The sequence below is a fragment of the Clostridium algoriphilum genome (assembly GCF_020443705.1).
Lineage (GTDB): Bacteria > Bacillota > Clostridia > Clostridiales > Clostridiaceae > Clostridium_AD > Clostridium_AD algoriphilum.
This window is the reverse complement of record NZ_JAIZZK010000001.1, coordinates 222,306-243,161: the sequence shown is the minus strand read 5'-3', so window position 1 is coordinate 243,161 and position 20,856 is coordinate 222,306. Positions and strand designations below refer to the sequence as shown.

At 30.6% G+C, this 20,856-nt stretch carries 25 protein-coding genes, 3 pseudogenes and 1 riboswitch; of the genes and pseudogenes, 22 read left to right on the top strand and 6 right to left on the bottom strand.

Annotated elements, in window-relative coordinates:
* Positions 1 to 63 precede the first annotated feature (63 nt).
* Positions 64 to 624 (bottom strand): annotated as a pseudogene (locus tag LGK95_RS01220) (cupin domain-containing protein); the annotation flags it as partial.
* Between the two features lie 170 nt (positions 625 to 794).
* Between LGK95_RS01220 and LGK95_RS01215 the strand changes: the two are divergent.
* The 6 genes and pseudogenes from LGK95_RS01215 to LGK95_RS01195 all read left to right on the top strand — a co-directional run.
* The gene (locus LGK95_RS01215) at positions 795 to 1,028 is read left to right on the top strand and encodes a hypothetical protein (RefSeq protein ID WP_226121326.1); all 234 of its coding nucleotides are present in this window, start codon (positions 795 to 797) and stop codon (positions 1,026 to 1,028) included.
* A gap of 886 nt (positions 1,029 to 1,914) precedes the next feature.
* Positions 1,915 to 2,487 carry a GNAT family N-acetyltransferase gene (locus LGK95_RS01210; protein WP_226121324.1) on the top strand — a complete coding sequence of 191 codons (573 nt, stop codon included), beginning with the start codon at positions 1,915 to 1,917 and terminating at the stop codon, positions 2,485 to 2,487.
* Positions 2,488 to 2,588: 101 nt separating this feature from the next.
* Positions 2,589 to 2,750 carry a hypothetical protein gene (locus tag LGK95_RS01205; RefSeq protein ID WP_226121322.1) on the top strand — a complete coding sequence of 54 codons (162 nt, stop codon included), beginning with the start codon at positions 2,589 to 2,591 and terminating at the stop codon, positions 2,748 to 2,750.
* Positions 2,751 to 2,967: 217 nt separating this feature from the next.
* Complete coding sequence (locus LGK95_RS22290) at positions 2,968 to 3,102, top strand: hypothetical protein (protein WP_264174435.1); 135 nt, start codon at positions 2,968 to 2,970, stop codon at positions 3,100 to 3,102.
* A 39-nt stretch (positions 3,103 to 3,141) separates the two neighbouring features.
* Positions 3,142 to 4,086 carry a magnesium/cobalt transporter CorA gene (gene corA, locus LGK95_RS01200; RefSeq protein ID WP_226121320.1) on the top strand — a complete coding sequence of 315 codons (945 nt, stop codon included), beginning with the start codon at positions 3,142 to 3,144 and terminating at the stop codon, positions 4,084 to 4,086.
* 316 nt (positions 4,087 to 4,402) lie between these two features.
* A pseudogene (locus LGK95_RS01195) lies at positions 4,403 to 4,558 on the top strand (sporulation initiation factor Spo0A C-terminal domain-containing protein); the annotation flags it as partial.
* Between the two features lie 209 nt (positions 4,559 to 4,767).
* Here LGK95_RS01195 and LGK95_RS01190 read toward each other — a convergent pair.
* A complete protein-coding gene (locus LGK95_RS01190; RefSeq protein WP_226121317.1) occupies positions 4,768 to 5,583 on the bottom strand; it encodes a ZIP family metal transporter in 816 nt (271 codons plus the stop codon).
* 250 nt (positions 5,584 to 5,833) lie between these two features.
* Between LGK95_RS01190 and LGK95_RS01185 the strand changes: the two genes are divergently transcribed.
* The gene (locus LGK95_RS01185; protein WP_226121315.1) at positions 5,834 to 6,298 is read left to right on the top strand and encodes a metal-dependent transcriptional regulator; all 465 of its coding nucleotides are present in this window, start codon (positions 5,834 to 5,836) and stop codon (positions 6,296 to 6,298) included.
* 322 nt (positions 6,299 to 6,620) lie between these two features.
* Here LGK95_RS01185 and LGK95_RS01180 read toward each other — a convergent pair whose 3' ends face one another.
* Positions 6,621 to 6,779 (bottom strand): hypothetical protein, encoded by a 159-nt coding sequence (locus LGK95_RS01180; RefSeq protein WP_226121313.1) that lies wholly within the window; start codon positions 6,777 to 6,779, stop codon positions 6,621 to 6,623.
* A 39-nt stretch (positions 6,780 to 6,818) separates the two neighbouring features.
* On the opposite strand from LGK95_RS01180, the gene LGK95_RS22735 reads away from it, so the two are divergent.
* From LGK95_RS22735 to LGK95_RS01160, 4 genes and pseudogenes are all read left to right on the top strand, one after another.
* Positions 6,819 to 7,028, top strand: a complete 210-nt coding sequence (locus tag LGK95_RS22735; RefSeq protein ID WP_226121761.1) for an AAC(3) family N-acetyltransferase — start codon at positions 6,819 to 6,821, stop codon at positions 7,026 to 7,028.
* A gap of 437 nt (positions 7,029 to 7,465) precedes the next feature.
* A pseudogene (locus LGK95_RS01170) lies at positions 7,466 to 7,672 on the top strand (GNAT family N-acetyltransferase); the annotation flags it as partial.
* 85 nt (positions 7,673 to 7,757) lie between these two features.
* Positions 7,758 to 8,267 (top strand): GNAT family N-acetyltransferase, encoded by a 510-nt coding sequence (locus LGK95_RS01165; protein ID WP_226121311.1) that lies wholly within the window; start codon positions 7,758 to 7,760, stop codon positions 8,265 to 8,267.
* A gap of 243 nt (positions 8,268 to 8,510) precedes the next feature.
* Complete coding sequence (locus tag LGK95_RS01160) at positions 8,511 to 8,759, top strand: hypothetical protein (RefSeq protein WP_226121309.1); 249 nt, start codon at positions 8,511 to 8,513, stop codon at positions 8,757 to 8,759.
* Positions 8,760 to 9,182: 423 nt separating this feature from the next.
* Here the strand turns inward: LGK95_RS01160 and LGK95_RS01155 are convergent, their stop codons facing one another.
* Positions 9,183 to 9,434, bottom strand: coding sequence for a hypothetical protein (locus tag LGK95_RS01155; protein WP_226121307.1), 252 nt, complete (start codon positions 9,432 to 9,434; stop codon positions 9,183 to 9,185).
* 541 nt (positions 9,435 to 9,975) lie between these two features.
* Here LGK95_RS01155 and LGK95_RS01150 point away from each other — a divergent pair.
* The 4 genes from LGK95_RS01150 to LGK95_RS01135 all read left to right on the top strand — a co-directional run bounded on the left by LGK95_RS01150 (position 9,976) and on the right by LGK95_RS01135 (position 14,624).
* Positions 9,976 to 10,725 carry a C1 family peptidase gene (locus LGK95_RS01150; protein WP_226121305.1) on the top strand — a complete coding sequence of 250 codons (750 nt, stop codon included), beginning with the start codon at positions 9,976 to 9,978 and terminating at the stop codon, positions 10,723 to 10,725.
* An 85-nt stretch (positions 10,726 to 10,810) separates the two neighbouring features.
* The gene (locus tag LGK95_RS01145; protein ID WP_226121303.1) at positions 10,811 to 12,781 is read left to right on the top strand and encodes a carbohydrate-binding protein; all 1,971 of its coding nucleotides are present in this window, start codon (positions 10,811 to 10,813) and stop codon (positions 12,779 to 12,781) included.
* 514 nt (positions 12,782 to 13,295) lie between these two features.
* On the top strand, positions 13,296 to 13,496 hold the full coding sequence (locus LGK95_RS01140; RefSeq protein ID WP_226121301.1) for a hypothetical protein: 201 nt from the start codon (positions 13,296 to 13,298) through the stop codon (positions 13,494 to 13,496).
* Between the two features lie 318 nt (positions 13,497 to 13,814).
* Positions 13,815 to 14,624: a nitroreductase family protein gene (locus LGK95_RS01135; protein WP_226121298.1), complete on the top strand. Its 810-nt coding sequence runs from the start codon at positions 13,815 to 13,817 to the stop codon at positions 14,622 to 14,624.
* A 143-nt stretch (positions 14,625 to 14,767) separates the two neighbouring features.
* On the opposite strand, the gene LGK95_RS22285 is transcribed toward LGK95_RS01135, so the two are convergent.
* Complete coding sequence (locus tag LGK95_RS22285; RefSeq protein ID WP_264174434.1) at positions 14,768 to 14,899, bottom strand: hypothetical protein; 132 nt, start codon at positions 14,897 to 14,899, stop codon at positions 14,768 to 14,770.
* 122 nt (positions 14,900 to 15,021) lie between these two features.
* Positions 15,022 to 15,117: riboswitch (guanidine-I (ykkC/yxkD leader) on the top strand.
* Positions 15,118 to 15,329: 212 nt separating this feature from the next.
* Between LGK95_RS22285 and LGK95_RS01130 the strand changes: the two genes are divergently transcribed.
* From LGK95_RS01130 to LGK95_RS01105, 6 genes are all read left to right on the top strand, one after another.
* Entirely contained in the window at positions 15,330 to 15,524 is a 195-nt protein-coding gene (locus LGK95_RS01130) for a helix-turn-helix domain-containing protein (protein ID WP_226121296.1), read from the top strand.
* A gap of 318 nt (positions 15,525 to 15,842) precedes the next feature.
* Positions 15,843 to 16,307: a HEAT repeat domain-containing protein gene (locus tag LGK95_RS01125; protein ID WP_226121294.1), complete on the top strand. Its 465-nt coding sequence runs from the start codon at positions 15,843 to 15,845 to the stop codon at positions 16,305 to 16,307.
* Positions 16,308 to 16,748: 441 nt separating this feature from the next.
* Positions 16,749 to 17,309, top strand: a complete 561-nt coding sequence (locus tag LGK95_RS01120; protein WP_226121292.1) for a recombinase family protein — start codon at positions 16,749 to 16,751, stop codon at positions 17,307 to 17,309.
* Between the two features lie 95 nt (positions 17,310 to 17,404).
* Positions 17,405 to 17,917: a GNAT family N-acetyltransferase gene (locus LGK95_RS01115; RefSeq protein ID WP_226121290.1), complete on the top strand. Its 513-nt coding sequence runs from the start codon at positions 17,405 to 17,407 to the stop codon at positions 17,915 to 17,917.
* Positions 17,918 to 17,967: 50 nt separating this feature from the next.
* The gene (locus LGK95_RS01110) at positions 17,968 to 18,483 is read left to right on the top strand and encodes an NUDIX hydrolase (RefSeq protein WP_226121288.1); all 516 of its coding nucleotides are present in this window, start codon (positions 17,968 to 17,970) and stop codon (positions 18,481 to 18,483) included.
* Between the two features lie 60 nt (positions 18,484 to 18,543).
* The gene (locus tag LGK95_RS01105) at positions 18,544 to 18,882 is read left to right on the top strand and encodes an MGMT family protein (RefSeq protein WP_226121286.1); all 339 of its coding nucleotides are present in this window, start codon (positions 18,544 to 18,546) and stop codon (positions 18,880 to 18,882) included.
* Between the two features lie 90 nt (positions 18,883 to 18,972).
* Here the strand turns inward: LGK95_RS01105 and LGK95_RS01100 are convergent, their stop codons facing one another.
* A complete protein-coding gene (locus LGK95_RS01100; protein WP_226121284.1) occupies positions 18,973 to 19,179 on the bottom strand; it encodes a DUF378 domain-containing protein in 207 nt (68 codons plus the stop codon).
* A gap of 245 nt (positions 19,180 to 19,424) precedes the next feature.
* Between LGK95_RS01100 and purB the strand changes: the two genes are divergently transcribed.
* Entirely contained in the window at positions 19,425 to 20,855 is a 1,431-nt protein-coding gene (gene purB / locus LGK95_RS01095; protein ID WP_226121281.1) for an adenylosuccinate lyase, read from the top strand.
* Position 20,856 lies beyond the last annotated feature (1 nt).

Here is a 20,856-nt window from a genome sequence, read left to right as displayed (position 1 = left end):
TAAGGTAAATTCCTTGGTTTGCCTATGAGCTCTTTGTTCCTTTTGATAGTAGTCACCGCGGTGCTCTTCAGCAGCTTGTGCATCTGCTTTAGTTACATGAACTGTACCACGTGGATGCTGAGGTGGTGCATAAATAGAGTACAATTTAAGCGGTTCATAACCTGTATTGATTAGATTGTGCCATTTACCAGCAGGTATAACGAAGGCAAACTCATCATAGACTCTTTCTTGAAAATCCAACCTATCTTTTCTATCACCCATTTTAACAATTCCTTGACCTTGTTCTATACGAATGAATTGATCAAGATTAGGATGAACCTCTAAACCTATGTCTTCCCCAACATTGATACTCATCAAGGTAACTTGCAAATAGCTTCCTGTCCATAAAGCGGTACGATAAGTATCATTTTGCTTAGTAGCTTCATTAATATTAACTACAAAGGGGTCTGGTCCATAATCCTTCAATTCAATAAAACCATCAGCATCTGCTGATTCAGAAAAATTAAATCTTGAATCATAATCCATTTCATTGGTAAAAGGAATATACTGATTAGAAAAGTCTGAGTTATACATTGGTTCGTTAAAGTAGTAAGGACATTGATACGTGTTATAAGGATTATACATATTGCTCACTCCTTTCATAGGTTTACGATATTATCATATGCCCTATGTTCAGAGAAGGTGCTTCTATTCGCAGGAATTGAATTATGCATATCCCAAACATACACTCATATTATTCATATAATAACAATACTATATATTAGTATTACTATTTGCAAATAGGTGGTGTAATATTGACATTTTTAGAAAATTCAAGCCCCGAAGATTTAGTAGTTTTAACTAATATAATCGCTATTGCACTTTCAAAAAATAAAAGTGCTGATGAAACAAATGTACTTGGAAATTTTATTGTAGGTATAGGCTGGTTAATGCTAACTATCGCAGCTCAACAACAATATCTAGCTTTAAAAAAACAACCTAACAAACCCGAAACCGAAACTGATGCCTTTTATTGGTTAATAAATTAAGTACTATTTGAAAAAAATTAATTTATTAACCAATTCGCCCTTCTTTCAACATATGTAATTAGTCTACCGTTACTTTTGTTTGGCCATCATCTCAGTACATAGATACTCAACATTATATAGTTATTTATGTTAAATATCCATTTAACAAAACACCATCTGAAGATCAGATGGTGTTTCTTTTGGTTCAAGATAAGGGGTTTGTGTAGCAACGGAACGGCAATGGGAATGCCTTTATTTGTAAATATTTTAAAAAAAGTACTGCAATACCTCTTATCAATAACTATGCTTTCAATCACTTGGAGGAATTACTCCATTAGCGTTACCTGAACCCACACAAACAAGCTGCGAAGATGTTTGTGAAAAAGCCATTAGAGATAATTTAATTGTCGGAACTATTTATAATATTCAAGCAGGTGGTACTACAACAGGAAACAGACGTGTTAATGTTAAAGCTGTTGGATAATCTTTGTTGGTAACTCAGCTACTAATACAGATACTGCCATTACAACTTGTCAACTTGAGATAGCAGATCCTCAATAAGATTAATATCAATTTAATTGTATATGATTGTGGCAAAAACATGAAAATGATTTTGTCACAGTTTACTTGTATTAAATGCATAAATGTAGTGTATATTCTCAATTAGACACCATTTATGCAGTTTAAATAGTGATTTATTGCATATACAAAAGTATGAATGAGGGTATAGGCTAGATATAGGTATAAAATATTAAATGTTTTTTATCGCAATAATAAATAAAACCCATTTTATTTTCTTATATATAATTCATGGTAAAAATAGTATAATTAACTAAAGGTTTATCTCGTAATTGTATTTTATTACGGAGCAATGATTACATATGTTTTTATACGGAAAGGAGCGAAAATGATGGATTACAATGAAATTATAAAAGAAAACCCTATATTAGAATCAAACAGATTAATTTTAAGACCGTTTTCTATAGATGATATAAATGATGTGTTCTTATATGCCGGGGATGATATTGTAACAAAATATTTAACATGGCCATCACATACGGATGTATCGCAAACAGAGAGATCAGTAAAAGATCATTTTTTAGATAAAATAGGGACTTTTGCAATTGAGTTAAAAGCAGAGCATAGATGTATTGGGTGTATTGATTTAAGAGTATGTACTGATGATAATAAAGCAAATATTGGTTATGTACTAAACCGTAAATATTGGAATAATAATTATATGTCTGAGTCGTTGAATTTAATATTGGAACTTTCATTTTCAAAATTAGAATTGAATCGCGTTGAAGCTACACATTATGTAGGAAATGAAGGCTCTGGTCGTGTTATGCAGAAATGTGGGATGAAATATGAAGGGTTAGGTCTACAAGAAGTAAAAGTTAAAAACTTTTTCTATGACGTTGTTCATTATGCAATTTTGAAAGAGGATTGGATCAATGCAATGAAAGTTAAAAACCTATAAATTTGGAGGAGGATTACATATGAATAATTTTGAATTTTTAAATGTGAATAGAGAATTATTTGACTTAGTGCAACCGTTATGGGAAAAATTAAATAAACATCATGAAAATAACTCAAATCATTTTTCTTCTAAGTTTAGGAATTTCAAATTATAAATTTATTAATGCTGAAGAGTCAGAGCTGAATATAGATTTAATTAGAGATAAAGATAAGTCATTATATATTGGCTATTGCATCAGTACAATAAATAAGGACTTAACATGATAAAATTATAAAAAAAATTCTATTAAGCCACAATGTTGATTGCTTCGATTTTTATTAGAAAAGCTATAATATAGTTATAACTTGAAAGCATCAATCCATTGCTTCACTGGTTGAGACTAAAGACCAACTTCAATTACAGGGTATTGTTATTACTATGCTGACAAACAGTACAACTTTTGCTGGTAGTGAATGAAAAAAATTGGAGTTGGTTGATACTATGATAAGTTGGTCAATATATGGTGCAACTTATTATTGGTATACTAAAGACCTACTGAGAGACGCTTCTGTCTTTGCAAAAGAAGTCCTACCTTTTGTTATATCAGGTGTGAAAGCGTCAATTGAAAAGGTATAAAAATAGATTACATAACTTAGAGATGGAGGGATCAAAGAAGTGATTCATACATTAGCAATAACAAAAGATTTAATCCTAAAAAAAGATTTACCTTTGGAAAAACTTAATGATACCAATATAGAATGGTTTTGGGTAGATTTTGACTGTCCTACTCCAAAGGAAGCAGAACTACTTGATACTTATTTTCATTTTCATAAGCTTGCTATTGAAGATTGTCTTTATGATTTGCAACGTGCAAAACTTGACTATTACGAAGGATACAGTTTTTTTGTACTTCATTCGTTAAATGAAAAAACTTTATCACCTGAAGAAGTTGATATATTTATGGGTGAAAAATCTATAGTTTCCTTTCATAGTACTCATCTGGATGAATTTGATGAAGTATGGCAAAAAATCAATACCACTGAGAGCGCTTGGAGTCAAGGAAATATATATATATGCTACCACATACTTGATGAAATTGTAGATCATTATTTCCCAGCCGTTTATAATCTGGAGAATTTAATCGACGGAATTGGTGATAGTTTAACTAGGAACTCAATGGATAAAGTTTTTGAAATTCGTTCAAATTTACTTAAACTTCGCAGAATTATAAACCAAATGAAAGACTTGATTTATAGAGTTCTGAACTCAACTCATCTTGAAGAAATTAAAAATAACCGTGTTTATTTTGTTGATGTTTATGATCATCTTTTAAGACTTTCTGAAATACTCGAATCAAGCCAGGGAATAACTTCTGAAATACGAGATAGCTTTGTATCTCTTAATTCTCACAAAATGAATACTATAATGATGATTTTGACAGTTATCTCTTCAATATTTATTCCGCTTACATTCATTGTAGGTATATATGGCATGAATTTTGACTACATGCCAGAACTTCATTGGCGCTACGGTTACTTTTTTATTATAATTATAATGTTTCTTATAGGCATCAGTATGTCCTGGTGGTTTAAACGTAAAGGTTGGTTAAATCTTAAATAGATGTGTGTTTTTAGAATAAATCAGAATATTTAAAATTTAGCAATATAAGAACTGCTGAATTTTAAATATTCTCCTAATTGGATGTCACATGGGTTTTAGCATGAATTTTTGATTTAAAGAAAAAGAATGTAATTATTAATATTGTAACCATAGGTGTAATATATTCTGGTATTGCTATTTTAAAGCCTTTCTTACAATAAATACTGCAAACAATATACCGTTATAGACAAAACTCCTTCTAAAATTAAATAATTGTTTTTATCTATGTATTATAAGCCATTGATACTTAAACATTCAACACTTTATTTTCATCGAAAGAGATGCAATAGAGGTTGCATGGAGTAGGGGTTAAGTAGAAACTATTAATAAAATTTTGGGGTATACTATTCGCAATGAAAAAGGAAAGCCTACTAATTCAGAATTTATGGCAATGGTGGCTGACAAGTTAAGATTACAAAATAGCATTAGTTAGTTTGAATTAGTTAAGAAATTTTATTTTAAGCGTAATTGTTAAACTTTTTAGCTTAAAATTAGTATAGCAGGAAATCATACAACATAATAAACGTTATAGTGAATGCTCTTTCGATCTATTGGTATTGAATTAGATTCTAAAGGCATACAACATAACGTATATTATGTTAAATAATTTTTACATTTATTTAAGAATAGTGGTTTCTAACATTAGCCCAAAGCTACATCCAACACCATCATAATTACAAACCCTACCATAGCACCAATAGTTGCAATATCTGTTTTTGAATCCTGTTGTGATTCAGGTATTAGTTCTTCAACAACTACAAAAATCATAGCTCCTGCCGCAAAAGCTAACGCATAAGGAAGAATAGGTTTCATAGATATTACTGCAAATGCACCTAGCACACCTGCTATAGGTTCTACTATGCCTGACGCTTGACCGTATATAAAACTTTTTAATCGAGAGAAACCCTCTCGTCTTAATGGGATAGAAACCGCAGCTCCTTCTGGAAAGTTTTGAATGCCGATTCCAATTGCCAGTGCAACCGCTCCTGCTAATGAAGCCGATGGCATATTAGCTGCTACTGCTCCAAATGCGACTCCAACAGCAAGTCCTTCTGGTATGTTATGAAGTGTTATAGCTGATACCAATAGGACGCTTCTTTGCCAACTAGTTTTAATACCTTCCGCTTGTTCTATTGGTTGACTAAGACGTAGGTGGGGTAAAATTTTATCTACTCCAAAAAGGAAAGCGCCACCTGCTAAGAAACCTACAGCTGCTGGTATCCATGCTGGTGTACTTGTTTGCTCGGCCATCTCTATAGCAGGGGCGAGCAGCGACCAAAAACTCGCAGCAATCATAACTCCAGCCGCAAACCCAAGCATGCCATTTAGTACCTTTCTATTTATATCTTTAAATAGAAATACTAACGATGCTCCTAAAGCAGTTACACCCCAAGTAAATAGTGTTGCAAAAAGAGCTTGAGTTATCGGATCAAAACCTTTAAGCCAGGCTATTATCATAAAAAATCCTCCATTCATAAATATTATCTACTATCAAGTTCAAGAATACTTTCTGTAGAAATATAGCACATAGTTATTATAGGGACAACTATTTAAATTGCATGAAACCAGCACAATGAGTTAAAATCCAAATAATATAATTTGCTGTAGAGAAAAAAACTTTCCCCACACTAAAATATGATAAATATTTTATAAGTGTTACTAGTATATATAAATTATAAAGAATAATTTATATAATGGTGGTGATTAAATGGATAATAAATTTCATACTGTCCGTGGATATGAATTACAAGGATATAATAAAAATATGCTTACTCCTGCATTAGAAGATTATCTTGAAATGATATATAGGAATAGCCTAAAAGAAACATATATTCGAACAAATGTGCTTGCACAGCTTCTAAATGTTAAGGATTCTTCAGCTTCAAAAATGATAAAGAAGCTTGGAGAATTTGGATTAGTGAATTATGTTAAATATGGAATTGTAACTTTAACAGATGAAGGTAAGAAATTAGGAGAATTCCTATTGAACAGACATAATATAATAGAAAATTTTTTAACTTTTATAGGATGTACAGAGGATAAGTTAATTCAGGTAGAATTGATAGAGCATATTATTACTACGGATACGGTGAAAAATATGCAAACTTTATATGACTTTTTTAAAAGTAACAAAGATATATTAGAAAAATATATGAATTATAAAAAATGTTAGAATAGATTGCTAAAAATTAATATTCTGAATGTAACATAAGTGTAATTGTGTTATATTCGTAAAAAATAACAAAGCGTTGATAATGTTGAATGTAAGAACATATATTTTTTAGCGGAGAAGTCATACTCTCTGCATAAAGAATGTTAGGGTATTTCTTAAATTTATCTTAAAATAAAAATAATCCTCCCAAATTGAGAGGATTATTTAATATCTACATATAAATTTATAGCTTTATTTACAGCAGAGCTTAAAACTGTTTTTAATGTATAAGGACTTCCTTCAAAATGAAAATCTTTAAAGTATAACTTCAATTGCTGTTGGCTTAAGCTTTGGGAATTGACATCAGACTAATTGAATTCGGATTATCAATTTTTGTAGAGTTATTTTTACCATTTACTAAATAGGTTCTACTTAGATCTAATTCTAAAGAAGGATCATCTGTGTTTTGAATGTTTAAAATAACTATAACATAATTATCCATAACCTCAATATTAGTTAAAGAAATAGATAGTTTTGAGTAATATTTGAAAATGGTGAGCGATGCTGGAAATGGTTTAAGGATTATGATTACAGCTCAGACGATTTTATATTAATTGGTAAAAAGTTTGAAGAAAACTATAATGTACAAAAGGGCAAGGTTGGCAATGCAGAATGTAAGTTGTTCGAAATGAAAGACGGAGTTGACTTTGCAAAGACGTGGCTAATTAAATATAGATTTTCCGCAATTTGAAAGGCAGTGATTTAAATGAAAGAAACCTTTGAGCAATGCTTTAATAATAATGATTTTATACTAATGGAAGGCGCCATAAGTGAAAGGTTAAAAAGAGAATATTATATAATGCCTAATAGGGAAATTACACTCATATTGTGAAGAATATGAAGCAGATAGATATTTTCACGGTATGGAGATATTATATAAAGAAAATAGAGTTCTAGAAAGAATATATGAAGGAGAAAAAATCCGCCAGGGATTTATTGATTATATAGTTAAAAAAATATAAATATAATACTATTTTTTGAATCCTTCAATTCATGTTAAGTCGAAATATTTATATATTGCATAACAATATATTAAGGTCATCAAGCCCTTTTCGCATATGATTTTTTAAAAGTTAATTAATTCCAATTACTTTGCAGTACACGGTAGCTACCCTGTCATTACCCCGATTAATAGAAAATGTTATTACTGATTCAGATTATAGAAAAAAAGGGCATGCAACAAAAGCACTAAATATGGCGATTGAAATTGCAAAAGATAATAATTGCTATAAAGTTATGCTTTTAACAGGTTCGAAAAAAGAAGAGACATTAAGGTTCTATGAACAAATAGGATTCGTTAGAGGAATAAAGACAGGATTTATTAAAAATCTTTAGGGAAAAAATTTTACTACGCAGTTTTCTTAAAGTGTGTTGCAATGGTAGATAAATGTGCGGAAACTTGTGGGAGGAGGCAGCTTAAATGGATAGGAAAGTCTTAGAGTCAGAAAGGTTGCTTTTAAAGCCTTTATCTTATAATGAACTATCATGTATTAGTGAAAATGAGATTTATAATATTAAAATTATCATTGAATTAGAAGCAATATCTAATTTTGTTAAATCAGCAATATCAAAGAAGCTGGTCAAAATGAAAAATGTTAATGAGAATATTCATGAATGGTATACATACTGGCTAATCATTAATAAAGATAATCAAACGGGGATAGGTTTTATTGGTTTCAAAGGGGTGTTAAGTGAAAATGGTTATTCAGAGGTTGGTTACAGTATTTCACCTAATTATAGAAATCAAAACTTTATGACGGAGGCCTTAGATACATTGTTAAAATGGGCTTACGGATTCCGAAAATGTAAAGGAATAATTGCTAAAGTTTTAAAAACAAATATAGGCTCTAATAAAGTATTAAATAATTGTAATTTTAAAGTGGATAGTTCTACTGAGCAAGAGGATAATTATATTATTGAATTCAGATAAAATAAATAGTTGGATTTAAGAAACATTTGTATAATAGTGCGGGGTAAAGATTTTTTATATTTTCTTTGACAACAAATCAACGAATAAGGAGGAAATCATATGGAAGTTGACCATATCTATATATGCACAGAAACCAAAGCACCAGCTGGTAACTTACTTGTAGAATTTGGACTTGTATAAGATTCTTCAAATAATCACCCTGGGCAAGGTACAGAGAATAGGAGATTTTATTTTCATAATTTAATGTTGGAACTTTTATGGATAGAAAATATAGAAGAAGTACAGAATGAGCGAACTAAGCCAATGAGATTGTACGAGCGTTGCCTGCCAACCACAAATATGATTTCTCCATTTGGTATCGGACTCAGACCTACAAAGGAAAAGGCTGAAAAAGCACCATTTGCTGTATGGAATTATTACCCAAATTATTTGCCCGATTTTCTTAAAATTCAAGTAGCTGATAATACACCACTGAGTGAACCAATTACCTAGTATATTAATAAATATTTTAAGACATTAGTTACATTTTTATTGTTTCTGCATACTATAAATTATAATGAATTTTATGGATATTTATGTATGAGCAAAATAAATGATCAAGTACGAAGTAAAACACTATCAATAGAAGAATATAATTATCGCATTTAACATAAAATAATACCTATTAAGAAATGTTGAAATGTTGGCAATGACATATAGAACATAACGGTTACCAATGCTATTAATTTATGAAAGAACCTTTTGTACAGCCGACATACAGGTAAAAATCGGCCATATACCGGAATCAATATACAGTATGTAATTTTTAAAGCGTTTCATTTGAAAATTAAAATAAATAAGGTTTTGAAGTTATGCAAATAAACAAATCGACCAAAAGACAAGAGAGGTGTATAAAATCTCTCTTATCTAACATGCTTACTTTCTACCAACAAACAATTTCATTAGCATATCACTAACTAATATTGCTGTATTTGCAAGTTGTCCCTTGTAAATACAAATGCTTGCTATAATACCTATAAATACAGTAGAAAGCACTATATTTAAAAAAGGAAGAAAGTGTTTATTATTAATCAAATCAATAATAAACTTGTGGTTCTCTTTTGCTTCTAATAATATTAATTCATTTGTTTTTGGTTTCGGTTTTGAGTTTGATTTTCTTGTTGTCATAATATACACCCCTTCTTTTAAATATTTTTTGACGATACATTGGTCATATGTGTCGTCAATTAAATTTTTAAAAGAACTAAGGTAGCAAAGCATGACCAATGCTATCGCTACCTTAGCAATGTATACTTTTGTCAACAAGAAATCAACCGAAACAATGTGTTTATATTACCTATGCAAATTATGATCTTTAAAAAAACTCTCCATTCTATCATTAACATTTCCTCTTCAAGGTTAATTTAAATTATTATAATGAAATGGATTACTATACACATTAATTATACATCTTTGTTAAAAATTTACAATAGTGTTTTTTAATTAAATAATATTTTCGATATAAGTTATTGAATGGCAATACATGGTATTTAATGGTATAATTTAGATATAAATTTTTTCTGATTTGTATTGATCACTTCAATCTGTAAATTTTAATTATAGTAAATTTATAGATATCCCAAGCAGATATATCTTTTAAATTGATAATATTTATTTTTATCAATATTTTAATATATACAAAATATTAAAAAAGCGGAGGTGTGTTAATGTGAGAAAGTATACATTAATCAAGGATAAGATTGATCCAAGGGACTTGAAGTATAGACAGAGACATATTGTCAATGTTGAATTACTTCCTGGGAAAATTGATCTTAGAGAAAAATGTTCTCCTGTTGTAGATCAAGGTCAATTAGGAAGTTGTACTGCCAATGCAATTGTTTCAGGACTTAGAGAGTTTATGCTGCTCAATAATAGTTCCCGCAAACCTTTTGAACGATTATCCAGACTTTTTTTATACTGGTGGGAAAGATATTTAGAAGGTACCATAAATAGTGATAGTGGAGCATCCCTTAGGGACGGAATGAAGGTTCTTAAACAAAAAGGTGTTTGCCGTGAAGTTTCATGGCCATATGACATAACTACCTTTGAAAATTCTCCTACTCAAAATGAAATAATCGAAGCTAATGACTATATAATTTCAGGATATCAAAGAATACGTTCAGTTAATGAGGTTAAACATGCTTTACTGCTTAGTCATCTATTGGTATTTGGGATGACTGTATATCAATCTTTTGAGTCAGTGGGTAATGATGGTATAGTTCCAATACCTAAAACTGAAGAGAAGCAGCTTGGTGGACATGCTCTGTGTATTGTTGGATATGATGATAATATTAATAATGGAAGCTTTATTGTTAGAAACTCCTGGGGTGAAACTTGGGGTGATTCAGGATATTGCTATATGCCATACAGTATGTTCAAATCTATATTTGATATTTGGACTGTTAAATTAGGAGAATAAACGAAAAATCAATAGGTTTTAACGCTTGTTGGTTTTTTTAGTAATAGGGATACACGTTTTATAATAAAAATTGAGGAGTGAATTTATGAGAAAGAAGAGGAAATTAACATTAACTTCGTTTGGATTGTTTTTAAATTTAGATTTCACCCCACTTCAAAACTTCTATTTTTTATCTAATAAGTCTCCAGCTGTTGTACATGCTGCAACTACTTTACCATCTAACACTAAAGACGGAGCAATACTTCATGCTTTTGATTGGTCATTTTATAATATACAAAATGAGTTGCCTAATATTGCAGCAGCAGGATATAAATCCATTCAAGTTTCACCTATACAAGGAACCAAAAGTACAAGCACTGATCCATCTCAGTGGATGATATTGTATCAACCAACTAATGAAGCTATTGGCAATGCCCAGCTTGGAACTTTATCTGATTTTACAGCACTCTGCAGCGTTGCAAAAACCTATGGAATTTCAATAATAGTAGATGTGGTTATGAACCATATGGCAAATAACGGAAATTCAAATCAATTAGATCCTTCAGTTGATCCAAGTTTTCAAGATCCAAGCTTGTATCACAATCTAGGACAATGTGCAGATTGGAGTAACAGGTATGACATAACACAACAAGGTATCGGTATGCCTGATTTAAATACTCAAACCGCTGCAGTTCAAAACAAGGCAATAATATTTTTAAATCAATGCGTTGATGCTGGAGCTTCTGGATTCCGCTTTGATGCAGCTAAACATATTGAAACAAATATAGGACTAGATGCAGGACAATCCTTGTCTGGAAATTATTGGAATAATGTTCTTGACAATTTGCATAATAAATCAAGCATATTTATATACGGTGAAATATTACAAGATGGAACAGCAGACAATATTGCCAGCTATGAAACATTTATGAACGTTACAGCTACTAATTATGGTGGTAGTGTAAGAAGTGCAATTACTTCAAACAATCTAAGCCAATCAAGTGGTATGGGTGGTATAGATCCAACTACAAGTGTGAATTTTTTTGAAACTCATGATACTTATGGGGATGGTTCTACTCGTAGTTTAACACAGTGGCAAAGAAAAATGGGTTGGGCTATTGTTGATTCACGTGCAGGAACCACTCCTTTATTATTCGTTAGACCAACTAGTTCAATTGGATCCGTAGGTGATTCTTTATGGAAAGATGTTGACGTTGTAGCATTAAATCAGTTCCATAATGCAATGGTTGGTCAAAACGAATATCTAAGATGGACAAACAATAATCAAACTATGTTAATAGATCGTGGAACTACTGGTACAGTAATAGTAAACGCTGGTTTAAGTGTTAGTATTAATTCTGCTACTAACTTAGCAAATGGCACGTACACAAATCATGGAACAGCAAGTTGTACTTTAACAGTTTCAAATAGAACAATATCTGGAAGCATTCCAGCAAATTCAATTATTACTCTATATGATGATACCATTACTACCTATGCTCCTCACGCTGGTTACAAAGTAGATTACGATAGTAGCAAGTTACTTACAGGTAACAGAATTACAGTTTACTATAATGGTTCTCTAGCTAATTCCATAAGTGTTTCATTACATTGGGGGATCAATGGTTGGACTAATGTAACTAATGTTGATATGACTAAAGCCTCAAATGGCTTTTGGCAGGCTGATGTAACTATTCCTGCTTCAGCTACAAAATTAGATTTTGACTTTACAGATGGAACTATTTGGGATAACAACGGTAATCAAGATTGGCACCTTCAAATATGGCCATTATCTGTACCCGCTAATGTAAGTCCAGCACCTACAGCTAACCAACCAGTCACAGTGTACTATAATGGAAGCTTGGCGGCCAATGCTACATCCATGACGTTACATTGGGGATATAGTAATTTTACAGCTCCAACTGACGCAACAATGACCAAGCAATCTAATGGACAATGGGCAGCAACTATAACAATGCCTTCTGCAAGTTACATGCTTAATATGACCTTCCAGAATAATGCACATACATGGGATAGCAATAACTCTACAAATTATAACTACTCTTCAACACAATAAATATAATTGATCTAACCTAAGAACAAAATCGAATATGAGAGTTTCAACTAAATAACCGGATACAAGAAGGTAACTGCTAATAACAATTACCTTCTTGTTGCACAGTTATAATATATATATTTGTCTTTCGATATATTCCCAGTATAGGCCAATTAGAGGAAGAGGAACGCGAACTAATAGTCCTCAAAGTGGCATTATATGGTGATGAAAATGGTCCGAAATAGTTCGTTAAATACATTGACTTCAAACATTAAACTGTATTTTAGTAATTATAACTATCGAAGAAAAAAAGAGTTTTATAATTGAATATATATATAGAAAAAATATTAAAATGATATATGGTCCCGTGGAAGTTTTCCTCCACGGGAATTGTATTACATGAAACATGTCACAAAGACAACTTCTATTTACCTCTATAAGGAAAAACATAATAAAATTATTAAAAAGCTTATTTTATCTCATAATATCGATTGTGTTGAATTTTATTAAATTTATTAAAGGAGGGATGATTTAAGTGCCTGATGAAAAAAAACGTTACGTTGGTGAAATTACTGAAGAAGAAGTTAAAAACTTAATCAAAAATGATGACAGAGCTGCCAAAGAAAATTTTTATTTTATACATGAATGTTATTCCGATGAAGCGAAGAATCAATTAGTCGCAGATCTGTTCAAGAAAGCAATAGATTATGGTCATAATGCTGAAAAGATAAAATAACATCAAGGGTAACGTTTACACGCCAGCAACTAAATCACTACTTAATGCAAATGATGTTGCTAGTGTTTGCTAATAATACGATAAAATCCATTTAATATAATAAGTCTGCTAAGAACAAATGTCGTGAAATCATAATTTCATGACATATTTTATTTTTTATAATACATTAAATTTGATTGATTTAAATACATTAGTATGTATTTAGATACTATGGTACAAATAAGTATGTACTTGCAAAACATAGCACTATCATCTATTATTACACCATTAGAAGTATATTTTGGGAATTAAGAATATACAAAATAGGGGTGAACACCAATGAACTTAATTAAAGTAAACCAATCAAAGTGTATTAAATGTGGAATTTGTACGAAAGTATGCTCACCAAAAGTTTTGGGTATGGGCGAAAATGGCCCTATAGCAATTGAGCCACAAGCATGTATAGCCTGTGGTCAATGTGTTGCTGTATGCCCTAACAGTGCAATTGACAATATCAAAACACCTTTAAACAATCAGACCATTTTAAAAAAGTTCCCAGTTATAAATAAAGAAACTGCTAAACAGTTTCTTAGGTCTCGACGATCAATCCGATGTTACAAAGATATGACAGTGCAACGAGAGCAATTAATTGAATTAGTTAATATTGCACGTTTTGCACCTACTGCCAGTAATCAGCAAGGAATATCATATATAATTGTAGAAGATAAGAAAATACTAAAAAAAGCTACAGAGGTTGTCATAGAGTGGATGGAAGCACAAATTAAAAATCCTTTGCATCATTGGAGTTTTCCTTATCATATTCGTGCTTACAGAGAAACTGGAATAGATAAAATATTACGTGATGCTCCAAATTTAATTTTAGCAATGGCTCCCAGAGAAATTAAAAATGGTAGAGAGAATACGATTTTTTCCTTTGCCTACTTGGAACTGTTTGCAACTACTTTAGGATTAGGTAGTTGTTGGGCTGGGCTCTTTGAAATGTGTGCATTTGATAATTATTATCCATTACTAGAATTGTTTAACATTCCTGAAAACAAGGTGTTAACAGGTGCAGTTATGGTCGGGTATCCCCAATATGGTTATAAACGATTGGTAGATCGTGACCCATTAGATATTACTTGGATTTAATCCTATATACAAAATTATATATTTAAAAGACAAATGTCGTGAAAAGAACTTTCACGACATCTGTTTATAATAATATAATTAAGTAAATAAATAAATTGGATATATTAAGCATCCCTTAATAATTATAAAGTTTACTGTCTCTGCTAATCATTTATTATATATTTTTCGGTAATTTCTGTTAATCTATAATTTTCGATTTCAAATGGCAGTTCTGGCATCATATCAGAATCATAAATATCGATTAACATCTCACTTTCTAATGTATTTAATTCCATATTTTCATTCTCCCTTTTTACTATAGGTTATCACTTACAATATTTTTAAATTATATTATACTAACTCCTTATTGATATTTCTTCATCAGTCAATTCTTAAATTCACTACCTGCTGCTACCGCATTTTAGACTAGGGTTCCGCAGTCTATACTTTACTGGCAGGTCCGAGAGAAAGCGCACAGTAACTGTGTACACGGAAGGATAAAAGCCTGGGAGATATTATTATAATATATCCCAGGCCTTTATCCTTTTTATTTATTTTATTATTATACCAAGGAAAGGATGAGATAAAATATGTTAAAAAAATTAGTTCTTAATTTATATTTATTAACTTTTCAAAAAATGATGATACAACAACTATATCCATAGAAATATTTTAATATTATCTTGCATACCATAATAATATTAAATATATTTAGGTGGTGAAATAATGTTAAGTGAAAACATAAATAAAAACAGAGAAAGGTTAAATATAAGCCAAAGAGAGTTAGGTAGAAGAATTGGAAAAATTGGTCAGTATATATCTTATATAGAGGGTGAAGCCAAAAGTAATCCTAGTTTAAATGTATTAATTAAAATATCAGAAGCATTAGAAACTCCAGTCCACAAATTGATATGTCTATAATAATATTTTTGCCACAGTATGTAATACTGTTAGATATAACTATTTAAACTTAAAAATAAGACGTGTAGTGATGCTTTAACTATTAAGTATAGGATTATATCTAGTACAGTTAATAAAGCCGCTACAAGGTTTTAAATAGGGGTATAAAATGAATAGTGTTTTCTAAAATTAAAAGCCATTAAATATAATTATAAATTATCATGGATGGTCTTTGTCAATTTATTTAAGAGATATTAGCAGATTAGTTCGCAACATTTTAACAAATAAAGGATATTGATTACTTATATAGAAATTAAAGTAATGAAGGATGTGGTAAATATGGTAATAGATTATGAAATTAAAAAACAAACTCCTACAAATATTGATGATTTAGTTAAAATGGCAAGTGTTAAAACGAATTGGAGAAAAAGGCTGGAAGCAATAAACGAGTTAAAAAAATCGGATTGTCAACAATCGCGAGATGTACTAATAAGATTGGCAGTACACGATAGAATTTATAAAGTAATGGAAGAGGCTTTTAGTGCTGCGCAAGCAATCGGCATAACTACTAAAAACGGTAAACCAATGTATTTAGGAAAAAAAGATATTGGTTATAATTCCGGTGATTTTAAAAAAGCTTTTTTACGAATAAAAAGAGAAGGTAATTTAAAACAATTGGATATACAAGTTTTAAAAAACAAGTTTCTTCAAGCTCAACCTGAAATGTATGATGTTATGTTGTATGAAAAAGGAAATAAATTTGAGACTTGGATAGGAAATGTATATAATGCATTAATTAGATAATTTTCAAGAAGAAAATCTATAAAAGCTTATCGAACAAATAGCAATCTGTTCGATAAGCTTTTATTTTGGGTGTTTTTTCCTATACCGCCGAAAAGCAGAGATTTATGAAGAAATTTAATGATTCAAAATATAATTAAGGAGAAAGCACCTGTTGTAAATAATATGGAAGTGAAAGCAAGAACTATAGCATATCTGAAATTGCGAAAGCAACTGGTGTCAGCAAACCTACTCTATAGAGGTAATCGTGTCGAAATACATTCGACATGGTTACCTTTTTCTTTGTTTGAACAACTGTTTACTTAGACTATACAACAAACCAACACGGGATGATTTTACAGAAACTGTTTGTTTGAAATCACCTATAAAACTAACAAACAGTTGTTGTGTTAAGTACACTTTAAACGGAAAATATGTTAATATATAGGTAAAGGAGTTGTTTGTATGAACATTGCTTATACTCGAGTAAGTTCAAATCAGCATAATAAGGATAGACAATTTACAGAACTTAAAAACTACAACATAGAAAAGTGGTTTAATGATAAACTAAGTGCAGAAGAAGTTCGACCTCAATTAAATGCAATGATGGATTTTATAAGGTGTGGAGATACAGTCTATGTGTGGGATTTTAGTTGTCTTGCAAGATCAACAGAAGAGTTGTTGATTATAGGTGAGCAGTTAGAAAGTAAAGAAATTAATCTAATATGTATAAATGAAAATTTAGATACAAGTACTGCCACAGGTAAACTTATGTTTACAATGATAAAGGCTATAAAAGAATTTCAGAGGGCAACTTTATTAGAGCATCAAAAAGAAGGCATTGCCATTGCAAAAGCGAAAGGTAAGTATAAAGGACGCAAAAAAATTAATTATCCATTAAATTGGGAAGAAATTTATGGTAAATATAAGGATAGAGAATTAACAGGAACAAGCGCAATGGAGTTATTGAAACTTAAAAGGAATACTTTTTACAAATTGGTGGATGAATATAAAAGGACAAAATAGTTTATAAAAAGAGCTAATTTGTTGTATAATGTTATTCAGAAGAATTGATATAAAACAATGGTTGAATCAATTTCAGTAGTGAAGGGGGTATAAAAGTGATAAGAGAAGCAGTAGAAAATGATTTAGGTAATATTCTAGAAATTTTTAATGATGCTATTATAAATACTACAGCAATATATGATTATAAAGCTCACACCATTGATGATAGAAAACAATGGTATAAAAAGAAGAAAGAAGAGGGATATCCTATATTAGTTGTTGAAGAAAACAATAAGGTTATTGGATTTGCTACATATGGACCTTTCAGAGCATGGCCTGCATATAAGTACACTGTCGAGCACTCAATTTATGTTGATGGTAAATACAGAAACAAAGGCACAGGAACACTACTTGCTAAAGAGCTAATACGAATTACTAATGAAAGAGAATATGCAACTATGGTGGCTGGAATTGATGAGTCTAATAAAAAAAGTATACAACTGCATGAAAAGTTAGGATTTAAATATACAGGTAGGATAGATAAGGCAGGATTTAAATTTGGAAAGTGGCTCAATCTCGTTTTTTATCAATTAGAGCTTGAAGGGCCTAAAAACCCAATCGATGGCTAAGTAATTGTTTGTTTTATACTATACATTTACATAGAAAGTAGGGATATAGGATGGCTGAATTATGTGATATTTATAATATTAGTGGTAAGAAAACTGGAGAAGTCTTTGCGAGGGGTAATTCTTTGAGAGAAGGAGAGTACCAGCTAGTCACAAATATTTGGATTATTAACAATAATTTTAAAATATTGATTCAAAAAAGATCAGAAACTAAAGCGATTTCTCCAAATATCTGGGCAACCCATGGTGGATGTGTGGGTGCAGGTGAAACTAGTTTAAATGGTTGTATAAGAGAAGCCTACGAGGAAATTGGAATTGTGTTTAAAACTAAAGATATAAAACCCTTAACTAGACTTACAATTGAAAACTTTATTATGGATAGCTATATAATTGTGCAAGAATTTGATGTCTCATCAGCTGTATTACAGGCAGAAGAAGTTAGTGATATACAGTGGGTGTCACTTGATCAATTAGAACATATGATTGAAGATAAATCATTCTTTAAGTATGAGGAATTACCATATGTAATTAAATTTATTAATAACTACAAATTGATAAGGGAAGTATAACTTTAAGGTTAGTTTTAATGCACTTAAAATTCAGTGTTTTTAACAATGGGAGTGATTTATTTGGAGCCTTTTACAGAAAACGTTATAGAAATTATAAAAGGAATACCTAAAGGTAAAGTAATGACATACGGTCAAATTGCAACGTTGGCTGGAAATAGAAGAGGAGCTAGGCAAGTATCCAGAGTTCTTCATACATTAAGTAGAAAGTGTAACCTTCCTTGGCACAGAGTTATAAATTCAAAAGGGTTGATTAGTATAACGGATTACGAATCTCGTAATATGCAGAAGTTGTTTCTCGAGAGTGAAGGTATTATATTCTCTAAAAATGATACTATAAATCTAAATAAGTACCAATTTCATCAATGCAATAATTTTAGTGAGAATCAATTCGGATTATAATTGCTTAAGTTAAAAATACTCCATAACAATATATGGAGTACTTTAAATACTAATAGTGTTCTATTAGATAGTATTAATAGAGTATAGGAGCTAGTCTTTTTTACTTCTAAATATAAAAACAATGATATTAACTGCAGATAAGCCTACTAGTATGTATATTACTCTAGCGAGGAATGGAATACCACCAAAGATAACGTTAACTAGATTAAAATTCAATAACCCTAAAAGTCCCCAATTTAAAGCGCCAATCAAAACTAATACGAATGATAGTTTGTCTATATTATTAAGTTTATACATAATTACCCCCTAGACTATTATAATTATTCTGTTTGTATAAATTATATTAAAAATATAATATTTTAGAACTATTTAATATTTTTTATAATGCGAATATTATTTAAAGCAGATCTATCTAAGACTAAAAACATTATATAAAGTACAAGTCAGATATACGAACATTTTCGTTACTATTAGTAATATTGTATGTTATAATATGAATGATATTTGTTTAATATCTTAATATGTACGTCTGGAGGCAAAATATGAGAAATACTTATAATACACCATTAAACAGTAGATATGCATCAAAAGAAATGAGTCATTTATTTTCAGATGACATGAAATTTAAAACTTGGAGAAAGCTATGGGTTGCTTTAGCTGAAGGTGAAAAATTATTAGGACTTAATATAACAGAAGCTCAAATAAATGAGCTTAAATCCAATGTAGATAATGTGAATTATGAGGTGGCTGAAGAAAAAGAAAAAGAAATAAGACACGATGTTATGAGCCACGTATATGCATATGGTGTCCAATGTCCCAGCGCAAAGGGAATAATTCATCTAGGAGCAACTAGCTGCTATGTAGGCGATAATACTGATTTAATAATAATGAAAAAAGCTTTACTATTAATCAAGAAGAAATTAGTTAATGTAATTAGTAAATCTTCTAAATTTGCATTAAAGTATAAAGATATTCCTACTTTGGGTTATACTCATCTGCAGCCAGCACAATTAACTACTGTAGGTAAAAGAGCAACTCTTTGGATTCAGGATCTAGTAATGGATTTAGAGAATTTAGACTTCGTAATTGATAGTATTAAGTTACTAGGAGTAAAAGGAACTACAGGAACTCAAGCTAGTTTTATGAACCTATTTGAAAATGATGAAAAAAAAGTAAAAGACTTAGATAAATATGTTGCTAATAAAATGGGATTTGTTAATACATATCCAGTTACTGGTCAAACTTATTCTAGAAAAGTAGACTCTATAATACTAAATACACTTTCAGAAATCGCTCAAAGTGCATATAAATTTAGTAATGATTTAAGAATACTTCAAAGCATGAAAGAAGTAGAAGAACCATTTGAAAAAAAACAAATTGGATCCTCTGCAATGGCATACAAAAGAAATCCAATGCGTTCTGAGAGAATTAGTTCGCTATCTAGATATATTATAGTGGATTCACTAAATCCTGCTATAACAGCTGCAACACAATGGTTTGAAAGAACATTGGATGACTCAGCTAATAAGAGAATATCTGTAGCTGAGGCTTTCTTAGCACTTGATGGAGTCTTAAATTTATATATGAATATAGCTGGAAACATGGTAGTATATGAAAAAGTAATTACTGCTCATGTAAATAATGAGCTACCATTTATGGCTACTGAAAACATCCTTATGGAATCCGTTAAAAGGGGCGGGGACAGACAAGAGCTTCATGAAAGCATTAGAGTTCATTCTATGGCTGCAGCAAGACGTGTTAAAGAAGAAGGATTAAGTAATGATCTTATAGAAAGAATTATAAATGATGCAAGCTTTAAGATGTCAAAAGAAGAAATTATAGCTGTAATTGACCCAATTAAATTTGTGGGTAGAGCTCCAAGTCAAGTAGTAGATTTTATAGATGAATATGTAAGCCCAATAATTGAGGCTAACAAAGATGCCTTGGGAGTTGAAACCTCCATAAATGTGTAAT

Coding starts and splice junctions, on each gene's coding strand:
- LGK95_RS01210 (WP_226121324.1), top strand. CDS start 1,915: ATGATGGATTACAATGAAATTATAAAAGAAAACCCTATATTAGAATCA.
- LGK95_RS01205 (WP_226121322.1), top strand. CDS start 2,589: ATGAAAATAACTCAAATCATTTTTCTTCTAAGTTTAGGAATTTCAAAT.
- LGK95_RS22290 (WP_264174435.1), top strand. CDS start 2,968: ATGATAAGTTGGTCAATATATGGTGCAACTTATTATTGGTATACTAAA.
- LGK95_RS01190 (WP_226121317.1), bottom strand. CDS start 5,583: ATGATAATAGCCTGGCTTAAAGGTTTTGATCCGATAACTCAAGCTCTT.
- LGK95_RS01185 (WP_226121315.1), top strand. CDS start 5,834: ATGGATAATAAATTTCATACTGTCCGTGGATATGAATTACAAGGATAT.
- LGK95_RS01180 (WP_226121313.1), bottom strand. CDS start 6,779: ATGGATAATTATGTTATAGTTATTTTAAACATTCAAAACACAGATGAT.
- LGK95_RS01165 (WP_226121311.1), top strand. CDS start 7,758: ATGGATAGGAAAGTCTTAGAGTCAGAAAGGTTGCTTTTAAAGCCTTTA.
- LGK95_RS01160 (WP_226121309.1), top strand. CDS start 8,511: ATGTTGGAACTTTTATGGATAGAAAATATAGAAGAAGTACAGAATGAG.
- LGK95_RS01155 (WP_226121307.1), bottom strand. CDS start 9,434: ATGACAACAAGAAAATCAAACTCAAAACCGAAACCAAAAACAAATGAA.
- LGK95_RS01145 (WP_226121303.1), top strand. CDS start 10,811: ATGAGAAAGAAGAGGAAATTAACATTAACTTCGTTTGGATTGTTTTTA.
- LGK95_RS01135 (WP_226121298.1), top strand. CDS start 13,815: ATGAACTTAATTAAAGTAAACCAATCAAAGTGTATTAAATGTGGAATT.
- LGK95_RS22285 (WP_264174434.1), bottom strand. CDS start 14,899: ATGGAATTAAATACATTAGAAAGTGAGATGTTAATCGATATTTATGAT.
- LGK95_RS01130 (WP_226121296.1), top strand. CDS start 15,330: ATGTTAAGTGAAAACATAAATAAAAACAGAGAAAGGTTAAATATAAGC.
- LGK95_RS01125 (WP_226121294.1), top strand. CDS start 15,843: ATGGTAATAGATTATGAAATTAAAAAACAAACTCCTACAAATATTGAT.
- LGK95_RS01120 (WP_226121292.1), top strand. CDS start 16,749: ATGAACATTGCTTATACTCGAGTAAGTTCAAATCAGCATAATAAGGAT.
- LGK95_RS01110 (WP_226121288.1), top strand. CDS start 17,968: ATGGCTGAATTATGTGATATTTATAATATTAGTGGTAAGAAAACTGGA.
- LGK95_RS01100 (WP_226121284.1), bottom strand. CDS start 19,179: ATGTATAAACTTAATAATATAGACAAACTATCATTCGTATTAGTTTTG.
- purB (WP_226121281.1), top strand. CDS start 19,425: ATGAGAAATACTTATAATACACCATTAAACAGTAGATATGCATCAAAA.